This is a genomic window from Actinoplanes sichuanensis (assembly GCF_033097365.1).
In the GTDB taxonomy this organism is placed as follows: domain Bacteria; phylum Actinomycetota; class Actinomycetes; order Mycobacteriales; family Micromonosporaceae; genus Actinoplanes; species Actinoplanes sichuanensis.
Map to the genome: position 1 here is coordinate 525,961 of NZ_AP028461.1, position 17,490 is coordinate 543,450.

Genomic DNA, 17,490 nt, shown 5'->3' on the forward strand with positions numbered 1-17,490 from the left:
ACGCTCCTGCTCGGTGGCGTCGAGCAGGAGCGTCGTCAGCGCGGCGCTGTCGGTGCGGCGAAACGGCTCGTCGAGCCCGTCCCAGGCGAGAGGCATGAACCCACCCTAGGAGCGGGGTACGACAGAAACTCACATCCGCAGGTGGTCCCAGTCGAGCAGGCCGGTGCCGAGATCGCGGACCGTCGCGAGCAGACCCAGCCGGGCCGCCCGCAGCACCGGGTCCTCGTCCATCACGAAGACCTCGTCGAAGAACCGGCCGACCGGCTCGACCAGTGGCCGTACCGCGGTGACGAAGCCGGTCACGTCGGCGAAACCGGAGACCGCGACCACCGCCTCGTGCAGGGCGATCTCGGCGGGTTCTTTGAGGACCGCCGGGTCGTACCCCGCGACGGTCCCGTCCGGAACGATCCGGCGGGCCCGCTGGATGGCCGCCGCGACCGCTCGGAAGCCGGGGTCGGCCACCGCCGTGGCGAGCTGCGCCAGCAGCACGTCGACCAGGGCCGGCCGTCCCGCGTGCGGCAGAACCGCACGGACCCGGTCGACCGGCTGTCCCTCCTCGACGAGCAGCTGCTCCAGCCGGCGCGCCAGGAACTCCCGGCTGCCGGCCAGGACCTCCTCCGGCACCGGCACCGGCTGGGCGGCCAGGGACAGTCCGTCGAAGAGGTCGAACGACGCGAGTGCGGGCGTGGCCCGGTGCACCGCGAGCAGGCCGAGCACCGCCCGCCGTACTGCGAACGGGTCGCTCGATCCGGTGGGCAGTCCGACCGTCGCGGCCAGGCCGGCGACCAGGTCGAGCCGGTCGGCGAGGGACAGCACCGCGCCGGGCACCGAGGCCGGCAGGGCGTCGCCGGTGTTGCGCGGCAGCTCGGCCTCGTAGACGGCCTGCGCCACCGGACGGTCCTCACCGGCGTGCAGGGCGTAGTCGCGTGCCATCACACCGGCCAGGCTGGTCATCTCCGTGACGAGCTGCGAGCCGAGGTCGAATTTGACCAGCTCAGCGGCCCGTTTCAGAACCGGTGAACCGATTCCGAGGTGCTCGGCGATAGAGAGTGCAAGGGCCTCGATCCGTCGGGCCCGGTCAGCCATCGAGCCGAGTCTGTCGGTGAAGGTGAGGCGGTCGAGATGGGCTTTCATGTCGGCGGGCGACTTCTCCCGGTCCGCGCGGTAGAAGAACGCCGCGTCCTCGTAACGGGCCCGCAGCACCCCCTCGTTGCCGGCTCGCACCAGTTCCACGTCGACCGGCCCGTTCGCCACCGTGACGAACATCGGCAGCAGCGCACCGTCCTCGCCGCGCACCGGCAGGTACCGCTGGTGTTTACGCATCACCGTGGTGAGCACCGCGTCCGGCAGCGACAGGTATCTCTCGTCGAAGGTGCCGAGCAGCGGCAGCGGCTGTTCGACCAGGTCGGTGATCTGGTCGATGAGCGCCGCCTCACCCTTCACGTCGATCTTCCCGTCCGGGTAGACCAGGTCCTGAGCGCCGATGACGATCAGCTCCCGGCGGTCCTCGTGGTCGGCGACGATCCCGTTCACCCCGAGGGTCTCCAGGAAGGACTCGGCCGACGCGATGTCGGCGACCGGCGGCTCGGCGGTGCGCAGCAGCCGGGTCCGGCGACCGGCGGCGAGCGTGGAGACGGCCACCGGCACCACGTCGTCGCCCCACAGGGCGGTCAGCCAGCGGACCGGCCGGCTGAAGGCGAGTTTCGGGTCGTTCCAGCGCATGTTCTTGGCCGCGCGCAGACCGGTGACGACCTGCGCGAGCACTTCGGCGAGCACGGCGGGTGCCGCGCGTCCGGCTTCGTGCTTCTTGACAACCACATGGGGTACGCCGTTGAGCTCCTCGGTCTCCACATCGGCGAGCGTGACTCCCTGGCCGCGCGCGAAGCCCTCGAGTGCCCTCGTCGGTGCGCCGTCCGGCCCGTACGCCTGCTGGTTCTTGGGGCCCTTGACCGTGCGGACGTGATCCTCCTCGCGGGCCGCAACCGCCGGGACCACGGCGATGAGCCGCCGCGGTGTGCCGAAGACGCGGACCTCGCCGTGCCCGAGCCGGGTGGCCGCGAGCCCTTCGGTGACCAGCCGGCCGACCTGTTCCCGGGCGGAGCGCAGCTCGGCCGGCGGCAGTTCCTCGGTGCCGATCTCGAAGACCAGGGTGCGCTCGCCGTCGCCGGTCTGGACGGTGGCGGCGGGGCGGGCCGGCGCGAGCGGGGCGGTGGTGCCCAGCGGCAGGCCGATCTCAGTGCGGCGGTCGATCCACAGTCGGGCGACCTCACCGGCGAGCCGCCGCATCCGGGCGAACTCGGTGGCCCGCTCGGCGGTGGAGACCGCACCCCGCGAATCGAGGACGTTGAAGGTCTGCGAGCACTTCAGCACGTAGGAGTGGGCCGGCACCGGCAGCCCGATGTCGATCATGCGCTGGGCCTCGGCGGCGTAGATCTCCAGCAGCCGCCGGTTGGCGTCGATGTCGGCGTCGTCGAGGTAGTAGCGCGACATCTCGTATTCGGACTGGCCGAAGACCTCGCCGTAACTGACGCCCGGGGCGTACTCGATCTCCTTGAAGTGGGTCTTCTCCTGGAGCGCCATGATGATCCGCTCGATGCCGTAGGTGATCTCCACACTGACCGGATCGAGGTTGACGCCGCCCACCTGCTGGAAATAGGTGAACTGGGTGATCTCCAGCCCGTCCAGCCAGACCTCCCAGCCCAGACCCCACGCGCCGACGGCGGGGGCGGCCCAGTTGTCCTCGACGAAACGCACGTCGTGCGCGGTCACGTCGATGCCGATCGCGGCCAGGCTGCCGAGGTAGAGCTCCTGCGGATTGCCCGGGTCGGGCTTGAGGATCACCTGGAGCTGGGTGTGGGTCTGGAGCCGGTTCGGGTTCTCGCCGTAACGGGAGTCGTCTGGTCGCACCGACGGTTCGGCGTAGACGACACGCCACGGCTCCGGCCCGAGCACCCGCAGGAGCGTCGCCGGGTTGAGGGTGCCGGCGCCGACCTCGGTGTTCATCGGCTGGACGACCAGGCAGCCCTGATCCGTCCAATACGAGGTCAACCGGGCCAGCGCGTCCTGCATGGTGAGCATGGGTCCGAAGTCTAGGTGTGCCCACAGGGGGGTAGGTACGCAATATGCTCGCCGGAGATCTTTACGCCTTTCAGGACCTCCTATCGGATGAGGAGGCCGCGACCGTCCACCGGGTGCGCGAGTTCCTCTCGGCCGAGGTCTCGCCGATCGCCAACGAATATTGGGCGCGGGCCGAGTTCCCGTCGCACCTGATCAAGCAGTTCGCCGGGCTCGGCCTGGCCGGGGTGGAGCGGTCGTCGCTGCTGGACGGCTGGCTCGCCCTGGAGATGGGTCGCGCCGACGCCTCGATGGCCACCTTCTACGGGGTGCACGCCGGCCTCGCGATGGGCAGCATCCAGGAGTGCGGCTCCCCGGAGCAGAGGGAGCGCTGGCTGTCGCCGATGGCGTCGTTCGACCGGATCGGGGCGTTCGCGCTGACCGAGCCGACCGGCGGCTCGGACGTGGCGGCCGGTCTGCGGACCACCGCCCGGCGGGAGGGCGACACGTGGGTGCTCAACGGGAGGAAACGCTGGATCGGCAACGCCACCTTCGCCGACCTGATCGTGGTGTGGGCCCGTGACGAGGCTGACGACCAGGTCAAGGGGTTCGTGGTGGAGAAGGATGCGCCCGGGTTCACCGCCACCAAGATCGAGCACAAGATCGCGCTGCGGATCGTGCAGAACGCCGACATCGAGCTGGCCGGGGTCCGGGTGCCGGAGTCCGACCGGCTCCAGCTCGCCGGCTCGTTCAAGGACACCGCGCGGGTGCTGCGGGCGACCCGGGCCGGCGTGGCCTGGCAGGCGGTCGGCCTGATGATCGCCGCCTACGAGATCGCGCTGCGCTACGCCGGTGAGCGCAAGCAGTTCGGCCGTCCGATCGCCAAGTTCCAGCTGGTCCAGGACCTTCTGGTGCGGATGGCCGGCAACGCGACGGCCTCACTCGGGATGTGCGTGCGGTTGGCCCAGCTCCAGGACGCGGGCGTCTACAAGGACGAGCACTCGGCACTGGCGAAGGCCTACTGCACCACCCGGATGCGCGAGGTGGTCGGTTGGGCCCGCGAGCTGCTGGCCGGCAACGGCATCGTCCTCGACTACGACATCGGCCGTTTCGTGGCCGACGCCGAGGCTCTCTACTCGTACGAGGGCACCCGCGAGATCAACTCCCTGATCGTGGGCCGGGCCATCACCGGCCACGGAGCCTTCGTATGATCCGTCCCCTTCCCGCCGGGCCGCCGTGACCGCTCGGAAACGGTGGGGGTGGCGGTTGCTTGGTGATTGCGGGGGTGGCGGTCGCTTGGTGGTGGCGAGGGCCGCGGTCGCATGTTGTGGCGAGGGCCGCGGTCGCATGGCGATGGCGATGGCGATGGCGGCGGTGGCTTGGTGACGGTTACGGTGACGGCGAGGGTGGCGATCCCCGGGTAAGGCGAGGGCGGCGGCCGCTCAGAAGCTGCGATGGCGGCGGTCGCCCGAATCGGGCCGGGCGACCGCCGCCGGCCGGCGCTCAGATGTACTGACGTTCGACGTGCTGCTGGGTGGCGCTGAACGACAGGTTGCAGGCGGTGAGCTCCGCGTCGCTGGTCGGCGTGGCGCTGGTCCACTCCAGGTAGAAGTGGCCGCGGGTGATGCCCGGGTTCAGCTCGAACTCGGTCGGCCCCACGCCGTCCGGGAAGTCGCGCCAGCCGGGCGTGCCGGCCCGGTAGACGTTCTCCGGGTCGGCGGTGAAACCGATCCGGCCGCCCGACTTGGGGCGCAGGCACTCCCGGGTCAGTTTGACCTTGATCGGGGTGGCGCTGACGAACTGCTCCGGCCCCTCGGCCGTGCACGTCGGCAGGCAGGACAGCGACTCGGCCGTCCACGAGTAGAGGAATCGGTCCACCGGCCGGTCGACGTAGACGTTCAGGGAGTCGGTGCCGGACGCGGTGATGTCCAGTTTCCGGTGCTTGTAGTGGGCGCTGTACTCGCCGCTGACGGTGGCCTTCGCCGTGTAGCGGAACTTGCCCGAGCTGCCCGCCTCGGTCGTGCCGATGAGCACCTTCGTGTCGGTGGGCTTCTTGCGGAAGAAGAACTCCACACGGCCGGCGTTGCCTGTGGTCCGGCCCTCGATGCCCGCCCAGCCGCTCAGGACGACCTGGCCACCGGGTGTCGTCTCGTCCGGCCCGGCGGTGAACTCCATGCCGGTCTGGATCTCCGTCTTCGGCGGCGGTGGCGCTGCCACGGCCGGCGCCGAACCGGCCAGCGCGACGACCAGCGCGGTGCCGATCGTGAGCAAGCGGGTACTGCCCACCATTTCCTCCCCGTGGGGTCGTTTCGGGTTATTTCAGCCCGAAAACTACCAGCCCAAGAAGGGCCTTTCGCCGCTTCTGACGGGTTGGCGGCGCGTCCGCGCGAAACGCCGACCCGTCAACAGGGCACCGACGGAACCGGCGCCCGGAGTGAACCGGGAGCCGAAAACGGACCCGGATCCGGATTCCGGACCGGGACGAAGCCGGAGCCGGGCCCGGAAATGGAGTCCGGAACGGAGTCCGGCGGCCCGACCCCGGAACAGGGGCCGGCCCGCCGGACGGCCGTGGGTCAGCTTCCCGCCAGGCGGACTCCGCCGCCGCCGCGTTTCGCCTGGTACATGTACGCGTCCGCCTCCCGCATCAGGACGGCGAAGTCGGTGCCGTGATCGGGGAAGAGCGACACCCCGATGCTGGCGCCGATCCGTACCGGTGCGCCCTCGATGTCGAACGGTTCGCGGAGCCGTTCGCAGATCCGGTCACCGACGGCGATCGCCGCCTGCTCGTCCGGGTCGCCGGTGAGCAGCACCGAGAACTCGTCGCCGCCGAGACGTGCGACCAGGTCGGGCCGCCGGACGACACCCTGCAGCCGCTTGGCCACCAGTTGCAGGAGCACGTCGCCGGCGTGGTGGCCGACGGTGTCGTTGACCTGCTTGAACCCGTTGAGGTCGAGCAGCAGCAGTGCCATCCGGGTGCCGGTGGCGGCGGCGATGTCGACCGCCGTGGTGGCCCGGTCGAGGAGCATCTTGCGGTTGGGCAACCCGGTGAGAGAGTCGTGGAACGCCTGCTTGGTGAGTTCGTTCATGTGCACCTCGGCGGCCTGCCGCATCCGGGCACTGTCCATGATCAGGGTGCCTTCGACGCCGAGTTGTTGGGCGAAGATCCGGTCCTGGGCACTCCATTCCCGGGTGCCGCTGGAGTCACCGCACATCACCATGCCGACCGGACCCTGCGCGGACATCAGCGGCATCGCGATGAACGACTGCAATCCGATGGTCTGCGCCATCCCGCCGACCCGTACCTTGGCCGTGCTGACGTCGCTGACCAGCATCGGCTCACCTTTTTCGGAGGTGTTGCGCCAGACCGGGGAGTCCGCTGCGGTCTTGCCGAGCAGATTGTCGGTCAGTGCCCGGTGAATGTCGTCGGAGAAGCCGACCCCGTGCACGTACCGGATCCGTCCCTCGCCGTCGATCAGGTGCATCGCGGCATGCTCGGTGCGGAACGCGGTGGCACACGACCGGGCCAGCAGCTCGGCCGCGGTCTCCACGTTGCCGGCCGACATGCCCTGCTCGAACAGTTCCCGGATGGTGGCGCTGCTGTGCGCGACGAACTGTCGCTGCTTCTCGGCGGCCAGCCCCTGCAGGGTGGTCGCGAAGTGCAGGGCCATCGTCGAGATGGTGTCGAGCTGGAGCTCGTCCAGGGCGGTGCCGGTCAGCAGGAGCACACCGACGGTCTGCCCGCCGATGCGCAGGCGGATCGCCATCTGCTCGCCGTTGACGACCGGCTTGCCGCCGGCCGGCGCCCGGAACACCTTGCCGGCGACCAGGTGGTCACGACGGCCCGGCTCACCGACCCGCGCGCTGACGGTCATCATGCCGGTCTCCGAGTCGAGCTCGAAGACGGTGGCCGCGGTCAGCCCGGCGATCTCCGTCAGGTGCGGTGCCGTCAGGTCCAGCACATGCTGCACCGACGGGGTGTCCTTCGTCATGAACGCCACCAGCTCGGCCAAAATCAGCCCCTGCCGGTCCGGCGTCGTCTCCTCGCCGACCCCTTCCAACCCGGGACCGGCTGTGTGCATCTCGCTGCCCACGCTCATGGCCCTAGGGTCGGCACCGCAGGGTCTCGGTTGAGCCGCGAACGGCCAGTGAGCGGTCGCAAATCGGGTGCGCTCGGGTGCCGTTCATAATCCCCTGATGGTGATCAAGGCGCTGATCTTCGACTTCGACGGTCTCCTGATGGACACCGAGACCACCCTCCTGGACAGCTGGCGCGCCGAATGGACCCGGCACGGCCTCCGATTGGACGAGTCGACGTTCTTCGCCGATCATGGCGGCGACACCACCGACGACCAGTATGCGCTGCTCGCGGCTGCGGCCGGGCCGGGCTTCGACAGAGCCGCCAGCCACGCCCGGCGTACCGCGTACCGCAATGAAAGACATCGCAGCCTGGGCCTGACCGCCGGGATGGCCGACTGGTTGCGGGAGGCCGAAGGCCTCGGGTTGCGGCTCGCGGTGGCGAGCAGTTCGCGGCGCGAATGGGTGGCCGGCCACCTCGCGCGCACCGGTGACCTGGCCCGTTTCGAGGTTCTGGCCTGCGGCGACGAGGTTGCGGGGCACAAACCGGACCCGGCGGTCTATCGGCTGGCGCTGGACCGTCTCGGCCTGCCGCCGGAGGCGGCGGTGGCCTTCGAGGACACCCCGCATGGCGTTTCGGCCGCGGTGGCTGCCGGCTTGCGGTGCGTCGCAATTCCTAATTTGTACGCCCACAACGCCCGTTTCGGGCAGGCCACCAAGCTACTCCAGTCCGCAGCCGACTGCACCCTGGCCACCCTCCTGGCCGACCTCGAAGCCGCCACCTGAGTCCTCGGGCCGGCGCGCTCACCGTCGTCGGCGACGCCCGGTCACGGTTTCCAGGGCTCGGCGGGGAGGCAGTTCGGCGTTGAGGATGTCTCCCCTCGAAGCGGTGGATAGACGATGTTTCCGGACGGGTCACTCCAGCAGCGGTCGGTGTCCGGGCTCGGCACGAAGAAGGGCCGCCGCCAGATCTCCGCCCCCCGCGTGTCGTAGGCGACCAGTGCGGCGTCCCCACCCACGTCGGTTGTGCTGACCAGGCCGAACGTGCCCCCGGCGAGCCGTGCCGCGGTGGTCCGGCCGTCGCCGTGTTCGAGTTCGATCCGGGCGACCCGCGGACTGATCCGACCGGAGGCGTCGACCGCGCCCGAGTCGGCCTCGGTGGAGGTCCGCATCAGAACCTGTACCGGTCCGGGCAGCCAGTCCCGGGTGCCGTGCCACTCCTCGACCGAGAATCCGCCGCTGGGTTCGTCGCCGGGCAGCAGACCTTCGGTGCGCTCGCACGCGAGATAACCGCGATCGGTGAGGAACACCGCGGTGGTGCGCCGATCATGGTGAACCGCAACCGCGAGATCATCTTCAGTCACCGGGAAGCGGGCCCCGTTCTCGAACATCGGCGTGTCCGGATAGCCGTTCAGGCAGTCGGTGATCTCTCGACTCAGTGGCTTGTCCAGCTCCCCGGGCCCCATGGCGATGGTGGTCGGCAAGACGTCGTTCCGGGTCAGCGGGATCGCGACGGCCGCCGCGACGGCCAGGCTCGCCACCCCGGCCAGGGCCAGGCGCCGGGTCCGGCGCGGGCGGGCGGGCGCGGCCGTCTCCCGGTGCAGACGGGCCCGCATGCGGGCGGCGCGGGCGGGCGTCAGCTCCCGCTCGGCGGGCGGCTCCAGCTGGTCGATCATTTCGGCTCCTCAGAGGGGGTACGGCCAGAGGCGGCCGCCTCGACAGCAGGGGTACGGCCGCTGGACTTGACCCGAGCGGTGGGGGTACGGCCGCCGGCGCTGACCGGAGCGGTAGGGGTACGGCCGGCGGTGGTGGTCTGGGCGGCCGGGGTGCGGCTCTGGGTGGTGGTCCGGCTGGTAGGGGTATGGCCGCCGGTGGTGGTCTGGGCGGCCGGGGGATGGCCGCCGGCAGTGGCCTGGCCGGCAGGAGCGCCGGTGGTTTCGGTGGCCGGGCCGGCCGAGCCGGGAGTGGTGAACTGCCGGGACAACCGGGACCGGGCCCGGCTCACCCGGCTCCGGACCGACGACTCGGTGACGCCCAGGGCCGCCGCCGCCTCCGGGTAGGAGAGGCCGGACCACAGGCACAGCGCGACCGCCTCACGTTCGGCGCGGGGCAGGCGGCGGACGGCCGCGAGCACCTCCCGCATCCGGGTCTCGTCGTCGAGGCGGCCGGCCACGTCGTCGGCCGGGTCGGCGACCGTGTCGTCGGCGGGGGAGCGGAACAGGCGGTGGCGCCAGCGGGTGAGGGTCCGCTGTTCGGTGCGGGCGTGATGGCCGGCCGTGACGAGCAGCCACGGCAGGGGCGAGCCGTCGACGAGGCGCACCTCGCCGCGCCGCCGCCAGGCGGTCAGGAACGTCGCCGATGTCACGTCCTCGGCGAGCGACCACGAGCCGGTCAACCGGAAGGCGTGGTTGTAGACGGCGCGGGCGTGGCGGTCGAAGACGGCGGTGAAATCGCCGTCCGGCCAGGGGGTGTCGGGCTGGATCGTCACGTCTCACTATGGCCGTGACCGGCGCCGATGTTGCGTCATGAACTCTCGATTGCCCTCCTGTTTCGGAATGATTGCGCTGGGAGCGCTCCCATGGAATGCTGTCCATATCGGCCAACGATCCCCACCGATGTGTTGCCGACCGTTCCCCGGCGTGCTCCCACGCCGTCCCCGTCTCGAGGAGCCCTCATGAGACCCATCCCCACCCGCGCACGGGCCCTGGCGGCAGCCGCCGCCGTGGGCGTCGTCGCCGCAGGCGGCGCCATCACCGTCGCGACCAGTGCCAGTGCCGCTGCCGGGTGCAGCGTCGCCTACTCGGCCAACTCGTGGAGCACCGGCTTCACCGGCAACGTCACCGTCACCAACCTCGGTGACGCCATCTCCGGTGGCTGGCGACTCACCTGGAGCTGGGCCGGCAACCAGCAGATCACCCAGGGCTGGAGCGCCACCATCACCCAGTCCGGGACGGCCGTCACGGCCACCAACCCGAGCTGGGCCTCGTCGCTGGCCACCAACGGCACGGCGAACTTCGGGTTCAACGCCAACTACTCGGGCACGAACGCCGCTCCGACGTCGTTCTCGCTCAACGGCGTCGTCTGCAACGGTGGCACCACCTCGCCGTCGCCCTCGAACTCGTCGTCCCCGTCCACCTCCACCTCGCCGTCCACGTCGACGTCTCCCTCACCGTCGACCTCGGTGACGCCCGGTGTGAAGGTCGACAACCCGTACGCCGGGGCCAAGGGTTATGTGAACCCGGAGTGGAAGGCCAAGGCCGAGTCGGTGTCCGGCGGCAGCCGGGTCTCCAACAACCCGACCGCGGTCTGGATCGACCGGATCGCCGCCATCAACGGCTCCACCGACAGCAGCTCGAACGGCGCGATGGGCGTGCGTGCCCACCTCGACGCGGCGCTGGCCCAGGGCGCGGGCTACATCCAGTTCGTCATCTACAACCTGCCCGGCCGGGACTGTGCGGCGCTCGCCTCCAACGGTGAGCTCGGCCCGAACGACCTGCCGCGCTACAAGACCGAGTACATCGACCCGATCGCGGCGATCCAGGCGGACGCGAAGTACAAGAACCTGCGGATCATCAACGTCGTCGAGATCGACTCGCTGCCGAACCTGGTCACCAACGTCGGTAGCGCCGCCGGTGCCACCGCGGCCTGCGACACGATGAAGGCCAACGGCGGGTACGTGCAGGGCATCGGTTACGCCCTGAACAAGCTCGGCGCGATCGGCAACGTCTACAACTACGTGGACGCCGCCCACCACGGCTGGATCGGCTGGGACTCCAACTTCGGCCCGACCGCCGACATCATGCTGCAGGCGGCCCAGGCCTCCGGCAACGTGAAGAACGTGCACGGCTTCATCACCAACACCGCCAACTACTCGGCGCTGAAGGAGACCTTCTTCACGGTCGGCTCCTCGGTCAACGGCACCTCGGTGCGCCAGTCGAAGTGGGTGGACTGGAACCAGTACGTCGACGAGCTCTCGTTCGCCCAGGCCTTCCGGTCCAAGCTGGTCTCGGTCGGCTTCGACTCGGGCATCGGCATGCTGATCGACACCTCGCGTAACGGCTGGGGCGGCTCGGCCCGGCCCACCGCCGCGAGCACCAGCACCAACGTCGACACCTTCGTCAACGAGTCGCGCATCGACCGCCGGATCCACGCCGGCAACTGGTGCAACCAGGCCGGCGCCGGCCTGGGTGAGCGTCCCACCGCGGCCCCGGCCGCCGGTATCGACGCCTACGTCTGGGTGAAGCCGCCGGGTGAGTCGGACGGCTCCAGCAAGCTCATCCCGAACAACGAGGGCAAGGGCTTCGACCAGATGTGCGACCCGACCTACACCGGTAACGCCCGTAACGGCAACAGCATGTCCGGCGCGCTGGCCGACGCCCCGATCTCGGGCGCCTGGTTCCCCGCGCAGTTCGCCCAGCTCATGGCGAACGCCTACCCCGCTCTCTGAGCGAACCCGCAGTAGCTGCCGGCCGGTGCTCAGCACCGGCCGGCAGTGCTATTGCAATACAAGTGCATTGTGACCTACCGTGGTGGCCGTGACGAAGTTATGGGCACTCACCCGATTCGTGGTCGTCTACGAACTGCAGCTGTGGGCGGCACTGTTCCGCTGGATCCTGCGGCGGCCGGTCCCGGTCGAGCCGGGCACCACGCGGTTCGGATACATCGGTGCGGTCCGGATGATCCTCATCGCGTTCATCGCCGTCTCCGCGATCGAGATCCCGATCCTGGAGCTGATGATCCCGTGGGAGCCCGTCGCCAACGTCCTGCTCGGCATCGGCGTCTACGGCCTGATCTGGATGTTCGGGCTCTACGCCAGCATGATCGTGCACCCGCACCTGGTCGGCCCGTCCGGGCTGCGCATCCGCAACAGCCTCACCCTCGACGCCGCCATCGGCTGGGACCGGATCGCCGCGATCGAGGTGCGCCGCCGCTCGATGCCGCCCGGCGGGCAGATCCAGCTCGAGGACGGTGTGCTCTCGCTCGGCATGGGTAGTCAGACCAGCATCGACGTACGCCTCACCGAGCCCCTGGTGCTCCCCGTCCGCAAGGCCAAGGGGCAGCCCGCCACCACCGTCCGCTTCCACGCCGACGATCCGGAGGGCCTGGTCGCGGCGGCGCGGGAATTCCTGCCGGCGGTGACCGAGAGTCAGGCCGCCACGAAGAACCGGTAGACCGCCCGGTACGGCACCGCAGCCGTCCCGTTCGTGCACGCGCCGGCCGGAGCCAGCCCGCCGACCGTGTCGATCCGCTGCACGTAGGTGACCTTCCCGAACGTACCGATGCCGCGGTTGGTCTTGGCCTTGATCCGCAGTTGCTGGATGCTGTTCGGGCTCTCCGCGGGCACCCGCACCACGCCGTCCGGGTCGCCCTCCAGCAGCGAGCCGTCCTGGTCCGACTGCCAGCTCGGGCCGCGGAAGTGCAGGGCGCTCACCTTCTTGACCGGCCGCATGGTGACGCCGGTCAGCGAGGCGGCCGGTTCGAGCAGTGTCCAGGCACCGGACCGGCACTCGTAGATCTGCACGCCCCGGGCCTTGAGCACGGCGTGCAGCACGTGCCCGGCGGGCGGGGCCAGTTCCGCCGGTACCCGAGGGTCGACGCCGTAGCCGGCCTCGTGCGCGACGGGCGCCGGCGACGTGGCCGGGGTCCGGTCGGTCCCGGCGAAGGACACCCCGGCCGGCACGGCGACCGACACGACGGCGAGGGCGCCGAACGCGGCGGCGGCCCGGGTGGGGCGGTGGGCGAGGGTGCGTACGGCAGACGGGCGCTGAGCCACGGGTCCTCCCCTATGGACGGTGACGCTGCGCCATCACGCTAAACGCCGCGACGCCGTGCGCGTCCCGTCCCGCGGGGATTTCACCCGGAGGAAGTGCTCCTACCGGCGAGGTGGCATCCGGTAGAACCCGGTCGGCAGGGCCTGTTCCTCGATCTGGGCCACCTTGGCCCGGGTGCGTAGCCGGATGAGCAGCAGCACACCGAGGAACACGCAGATGCCACCGACGATCAGGCCGGGCCCGAGCAGCGAGGTCTGGTCGGCCACCAGGGCGGTCGCGGTGTCGTCCGTGGGCGGGACGATCGCCGTACCGTCGTCGTTCCCGTCGTTCCCGTCGTCGCCGGCGTCCTCGGCGGGCTCCTCGTCCTCGCCGGCCGGTGACTCGGACGGCTCGGGCGAGGGGTCGGCGGTCCGCTCGCCCCGGATCTCGGCGGTCGCGGCCGCCGTGGTCAACAGGATCTCCTGCTGGTCGAAGGCCCGCGCCTCGAACCGCACGTCACCACCGTCCGGCCCGTCGAAGGAGATCTGCCAACGGCCGGTCACGGTGCGGCCCCGGCACAGCGTGCCCGGGTCCAGGTCCTCGTCGATGATCGTGGTGGTGTCGCCGTCGGTGCTGGTGCTGGTGTCGAACTCACCGGCCTCCTCGACCCGGGTCACCCGCAGCTGCTCGGCGTCCACCGGCGTACGCACCACCAGCACCCAGCGGACCTTGCGGCACTGACGGCTCTCCGAGGTGACGACGGCGGTCAGCGTCTGTGCGGGCCGGGTCACGGTGAATCGGTCGGGTGCGGTCACCCGGACGTCGAACCCCGGCACCTCGGCGGCGGCCGGTGTGGCCGGCGCCAGGACGTGCAGGACGGCGCCCGCGACGACCGCGCCGGCAAGCGCGGTGATCCGGTGACGCATGACGGTTCCCCTTCCCCCGGGACGGCTCGGTGCATTCGCCCGCACTACTTAGTTCGCCTCGCGCGCGCAAATGGTTCAGCGAGTGGCGTGGGTCACACCTGTTTTCGGCGGCCCCGGCCGGTGGCCAGAATGGTCGGGGTCGGTCTGGATCCTTCCTGGCAATACCCTTATTTTTTCCTTAACCGAGCAACCTCTGGTGTGTCTGCGCAGTTCAGCAGGCCTGCGCGGAGGGTGGTCAAACGACTACGCAAAAAGTTCGGACGGTGTTCATCCGATCCCGGGCCTGGCACGTAATCCCGGGAGGACACGGACCACGGCGCGCAGGGGAAAGCATCGCCGGGGACCGGGTCCAGCGCAGCGCTTGAGCGCGGGGCGTTCCCCACGGACGCCGGCGTCCCACCGCCCACGGGACGTGACCGCACCAAGGAAAACGAGGAGTCCATGGCCCGCTCGAAGAACAGCAAGGCAGCCCCCGCCCGGGTGCCGGTCGACGTCGGATCCACCGGTACCCGTCCGGTGTCGAAGTCAGCAGTGGCCCTGCTCATCCTGAGCATCCTGGCGGCCCTCTGGGCGGTGGCGATGATGACCACCCCCGGCAAGGTCGCGTACCTGTACCTATACGAGTACCTCAAGTACTACATGGGCGTCGTCGCCCTGGTGTCGCTCTCCATCACGATCATGGTCGGGCTGGTCGCCACCGACCGGCTGGTGCTCAGCATCCGCCAGCGGGTGCTGCTCCAGTCGGCGCACCGCACCACCGGTGTGATCGCGGTCAGCGGCCTCTTCATCCACGTGTGGACGAAGTTCGTCGACGGCCAGATCGGTGTCATCGACATCGTCATCCCGTTCCTGGTGGACGGGCGTGAGCTCTGGATCGGCATGGGCACCCTCTCCGGGTGGGTCATGGTCCTGGTGATGTGGTCGGGTCTCGCCCGCGCCCGGTTCATCGGCCGTGGCCGGCCGTGGATGTGGCGTGGCATCCACGCGATCTCCTACCTGATCTGGCCGACCGCCCTGCTCCACGGTCTCGGCGCCGGTCGCGCCGCGGCCACCTGGGTCGTCGTCAGCTACATCGTGTGTGTGCTCGGCGTCCTGATCGGCCTGGCCGTCCGCCTGTCGGTGAGCCTGAACCGCCGTAAGGACTTCGCCTCGCCCGCCGGTGTCGGTGCGGTCCGTACGCAGGAGACCGGTGAGCTGCTGCCCACCGCCTCCGCGCCGATCCGCCGCCCGAATCGTGCCCCGGCCGTCGACCTGCTCGCCCCGGCCGGTGCCGAGCCCCAGACGATGGCCCCGCCGGCCTGGAACCAGCCGACCAACGGCCCGTCCGCTCCGACCTGGAACCAGCCGTCGGCACCGCCGGCGCCCCGCCCGGTCAGCGCGGCTCCCGCCGCCCGCCCGGTCAGCCCGGCCCCGGCTCCGATCGAGGAGGACTACCCGCCCCGTGGCCGCCGGCAGCCCGAGCTGGAGGCGCCCGCGCCCCGGCAGCGCCGGGCCGTCGAGGACGACGAGCGTTACGACACCCAGACCCGGATGTCACGGCGCGACGTCGAGGACTACCGGTACGAGGAGGAGCCCGCCCCGCGCGCCCGTGGCGGCCGCTCGGAGATGTACGACGACGGCCGTGGACGCGGCCGCCGCTACGAGGACGACGAGCCGGCCCCGCGCTCGCGCCGCCGCGACGACGTGGAGGCGACCGGTACCCGGATGCGCCGCGACGATCTGGAGGCCACCGGTACCCGGATGCGCCGCGACGACATGGAGTCGACAGGCGCCCGGATGCGCCGGTTCGAGGACGACGAGCCCGCTCCCCGGGCCCGGCGCCGCGAGCCGGAGTTCGACGAGCGTCCTCGGGGCCGCCGTCGTGCCGACGACGAGTACGAGGAGGCCCCGCGCGGTCGTGGCGGTCGCTACGAGGAGGAGCCCGCTCCGCGCTCCCGGAGCGATCGGTACGACGAGCCCCGCTACGAGGAGCCGGCCCCCCGTCGGCCGAGCCGCAGCGAGTTCGTCGACTTCTCGGACGGCCCGGCCTACCCGGCCGACGACAGCCCCACCCTGGTGGACAGCGGATCCCGCCGGAACCGCCGCGACGACGGTGGCCGTGGCGGCCGCCGGGGCCGCGACGACGCCGACGACGGCTACTTCTCCCAGCTCCGCGGTGACTCGAGGGACACGAATTGAGCGAGGCACAGGTTCCACCGGTCACGGCCATCGGCACGCCCCGCATCACCGCGGGGTTCGACGAGTACGGCCGTCTCGACCTCCTGGCCCACCAGGAGGTGCACGGCGGGTTCGCGGCGCTCTCCTCGGGTGAGCTGATCGGCCTCGCCGACCGCATCGAGCTGCGCGGCCGCGGCGGTGCCGGCTTCCCGTTCGCCCGCAAGGTGCGCGCGGTGGTCGACTCCTGCCGCCGCCAGGATCTGCCCCCGGTGATCGTGGTCAACGCCACCGAGGGTGAGCCGCCGTCGTGGAAGGACAAGGCGGTCCTGACCCGTGGCCCGCACCTGATCCTGGACGGCGCGGCGCTGGCCGCGGCCGCCCTGGACGCCGAGGAGATCGTCATCGGTGTCGCCGACGACGGTGTCGGCCAGAACTCGCTGGCCGCGGCCCTGGCCGAGCGGAAGATGCCGTGCCCGACCCGGATCGTCGTGGTGCCGCACCGGTTCATCTCCGGTGAGGGCGGCGCGCTGGTCCGCGGCATCAACGGCGAGGCGCACATCCCGCCCGGTCGTAAGGTCCGGTCCAGCGACAACGGCGTGATGGGTCTGCCCACCCTGCTGTCGAACGCGGAGACGTACTCGCAGCTGGCGATCGCGGCCCGGCTCGGTCCGTGGGAGTACAACTCGGTCGGCATCCCGGAGGAGCCCGGCACGGTCATGCTGACCGTCGGCGGGTCCGCCACCGCGCCGGCCGTGGTCGAGGCGCCCACCGGCACCCCGCTCATGGAGGTGCTCGAGATGTGCGGCGCCGACCTGGGCCCGGGCCTGCTGGTCGGCGGTTACCACGGCAAGTGGGTCACCGCCGAGCAGGCCAGGACCATCAACATCTCCCGTAAGGGGTTCGCGAAGGTCGGCGGCACCCTGGGCGCCGGCATGCTGATCCCGATCGGCTCGAAGACCTGCCCGGTCGGCGAGGTCGCCCAGGTCGTGCAGTACCTGGCCGGCGAGTCGGCCGGTCAGTGCGGCCCGTGCCGGATCGGCCTGCCCGACCTGGCCCGCGCGGTGACCCTGGTGTCGCTCGGCGGCAACGCGGTCGAGCAGGTGCGACAGGCGGCCGGCATGGTCAAGGGCCGTGGCGCGTGCAGCCACCCGGACGGTTCGTCCCGGTTCGCGCTCTCCGCGCTGGAGGTCTTCAAGGAGGACGTCCTCCTGCACGCCAACGGCGAGGGCTGCGGCAAGCAGGTCCGTGGCATCCTGCCGCTGCCCTACACGGCCGAGAAGGGTGCCCGGAAACTGGCCCTCGACTGGTCGCGGTGCGACGGGCACGGCCTGTGCTCGGCGGTCGCCCCGGAGATCATCCGGCTCGACAACAACGGCTTCCCGGCGTTCCCGCAGACGCCGCTGCCGCCGTGGCTCGAGGACGGCGCCCGCAAGGCGGTCAACGTGTGTCCGGCGCTCGCGCTGCGGCTCACCGAGCCCACCCCGGCCAAGTGAACCTTTTCCACCTGGCGGGGCCGGGGTCACCCGTCC

General features: G+C 70.9%; 13 protein-coding genes. 6 read left to right on the forward strand and 7 right to left on the reverse strand.

The features are described from left to right. Positions 1–129: 129 nt before the first annotated feature. On the reverse strand, positions 130–3,078 hold the full coding sequence (locus tag Q0Z83_RS02215; protein WP_317792082.1) for a glycine--tRNA ligase: 2,949 nt from the start codon (positions 3,076–3,078) through the stop codon (positions 130–132). Positions 3,079–3,122: 44 nt separating this feature from the next. Here Q0Z83_RS02215 and Q0Z83_RS02220 point away from each other — a divergent pair, with 44 nt between their 5' ends. Next, the gene (locus Q0Z83_RS02220) at positions 3,123–4,265 is read left to right on the forward strand and encodes an acyl-CoA dehydrogenase family protein (RefSeq protein ID WP_317792083.1); all 1,143 of its coding nucleotides are present in this window, start codon (positions 3,123–3,125) and stop codon (positions 4,263–4,265) included. Between the two features lie 292 nt (positions 4,266–4,557). On the opposite strand, the gene Q0Z83_RS02225 is transcribed toward Q0Z83_RS02220, so the two are convergent. Both Q0Z83_RS02225 and Q0Z83_RS02230 read right to left on the reverse strand, forming a co-directional pair. Further along, positions 4,558–5,340: a hypothetical protein gene (locus Q0Z83_RS02225; protein WP_317792084.1), complete on the reverse strand. Its 783-nt coding sequence runs from the start codon at positions 5,338–5,340 to the stop codon at positions 4,558–4,560. 287 nt (positions 5,341–5,627) lie between these two features. Next, a complete protein-coding gene (locus tag Q0Z83_RS02230) occupies positions 5,628–7,151 on the reverse strand; it encodes a sensor domain-containing diguanylate cyclase (RefSeq protein WP_317792085.1) in 1,524 nt (507 codons plus the stop codon). Positions 7,152–7,248: 97 nt separating this feature from the next. Between Q0Z83_RS02230 and Q0Z83_RS02235 the strand changes: the two genes are divergently transcribed. Further along, a complete protein-coding gene (locus Q0Z83_RS02235) occupies positions 7,249–7,914 on the forward strand; it encodes an HAD family hydrolase (RefSeq protein ID WP_317792086.1) in 666 nt (221 codons plus the stop codon). A gap of 41 nt (positions 7,915–7,955) precedes the next feature. Here the strand turns inward: Q0Z83_RS02235 and Q0Z83_RS02240 are convergent, their stop codons facing one another. Then, positions 7,956–8,804 carry a hypothetical protein gene (locus tag Q0Z83_RS02240; RefSeq protein WP_317792087.1) on the reverse strand — a complete coding sequence of 283 codons (849 nt, stop codon included), beginning with the start codon at positions 8,802–8,804 and terminating at the stop codon, positions 7,956–7,958. Then, positions 8,801–9,616 (reverse strand): RNA polymerase sigma factor, encoded by an 816-nt coding sequence (locus tag Q0Z83_RS02245; RefSeq protein WP_317792088.1) that lies wholly within the window; start codon positions 9,614–9,616, stop codon positions 8,801–8,803. Before Q0Z83_RS02245 ends, Q0Z83_RS02240 begins: the two co-directional genes overlap by 4 nt. A 186-nt stretch (positions 9,617–9,802) precedes the next feature. Here Q0Z83_RS02245 and Q0Z83_RS02250 point away from each other — a divergent pair, with 186 nt between their 5' ends. Both Q0Z83_RS02250 and Q0Z83_RS02255 read left to right on the forward strand, forming a co-directional pair. Next, positions 9,803–11,575: a glycoside hydrolase family 6 protein gene (locus Q0Z83_RS02250; protein ID WP_317792089.1), complete on the forward strand. Its 1,773-nt coding sequence runs from the start codon at positions 9,803–9,805 to the stop codon at positions 11,573–11,575. A gap of 88 nt (positions 11,576–11,663) precedes the next feature. After that, positions 11,664–12,299 carry a hypothetical protein gene (locus tag Q0Z83_RS02255; RefSeq protein WP_317792090.1) on the forward strand — a complete coding sequence of 212 codons (636 nt, stop codon included), beginning with the start codon at positions 11,664–11,666 and terminating at the stop codon, positions 12,297–12,299. Here the strand turns inward: Q0Z83_RS02255 and Q0Z83_RS02260 are convergent. Continuing rightward, on the reverse strand, positions 12,275–12,901 hold the full coding sequence (locus Q0Z83_RS02260) for a DUF3455 domain-containing protein (RefSeq protein WP_317792091.1): 627 nt from the start codon (positions 12,899–12,901) through the stop codon (positions 12,275–12,277). The two genes, Q0Z83_RS02255 and Q0Z83_RS02260, sit on opposite strands and share 25 nt — an antisense overlap. Before the next feature lie 99 nt (positions 12,902–13,000). Next, complete coding sequence (locus tag Q0Z83_RS02265; RefSeq protein WP_317792092.1) at positions 13,001–13,804, reverse strand: hypothetical protein; 804 nt, start codon at positions 13,802–13,804, stop codon at positions 13,001–13,003. A gap of 441 nt (positions 13,805–14,245) precedes the next feature. Between Q0Z83_RS02265 and Q0Z83_RS02270 the strand changes: the two genes are divergently transcribed. Continuing rightward, positions 14,246–15,982, forward strand: coding sequence for a translation initiation factor III (locus tag Q0Z83_RS02270; protein WP_317792093.1), 1,737 nt, complete (start codon positions 14,246–14,248; stop codon positions 15,980–15,982). After that, complete coding sequence (locus Q0Z83_RS02275; RefSeq protein WP_317792094.1) at positions 15,979–17,454, forward strand: NADH-quinone oxidoreductase subunit NuoF family protein; 1,476 nt, start codon at positions 15,979–15,981, stop codon at positions 17,452–17,454. The genes Q0Z83_RS02270 and Q0Z83_RS02275 overlap by 4 nt, the downstream gene beginning before the upstream one ends. Positions 17,455–17,490: the final 36 nt, after the last annotated feature.

Bases quoted from the DNA above. Each gene is read 5' to 3' on its own strand.
- Q0Z83_RS02240 (WP_317792087.1), bottom strand. From the start codon at position 8,804: ATGATCGACCAGCTGGAGCCGCCCGCCGAGCGGGAGCTGACGCCCGCC.
- Q0Z83_RS02265 (WP_317792092.1), bottom strand. From the start codon at position 13,804: ATGCGTCACCGGATCACCGCGCTTGCCGGCGCGGTCGTCGCGGGCGCC.
- Q0Z83_RS02270 (WP_317792093.1), top strand. From the start codon at position 14,246: ATGGCCCGCTCGAAGAACAGCAAGGCAGCCCCCGCCCGGGTGCCGGTC.
- Q0Z83_RS02235 (WP_317792086.1), top strand. From the start codon at position 7,249: ATGGTGATCAAGGCGCTGATCTTCGACTTCGACGGTCTCCTGATGGAC.
- Q0Z83_RS02215 (WP_317792082.1), bottom strand. From the start codon at position 3,078: ATGCTCACCATGCAGGACGCGCTGGCCCGGTTGACCTCGTATTGGACG.
- Q0Z83_RS02250 (WP_317792089.1), top strand. From the start codon at position 9,803: ATGAGACCCATCCCCACCCGCGCACGGGCCCTGGCGGCAGCCGCCGCC.
- Q0Z83_RS02230 (WP_317792085.1), bottom strand. From the start codon at position 7,151: ATGAGCGTGGGCAGCGAGATGCACACAGCCGGTCCCGGGTTGGAAGGG.
- Q0Z83_RS02220 (WP_317792083.1), top strand. From the start codon at position 3,123: ATGCTCGCCGGAGATCTTTACGCCTTTCAGGACCTCCTATCGGATGAG.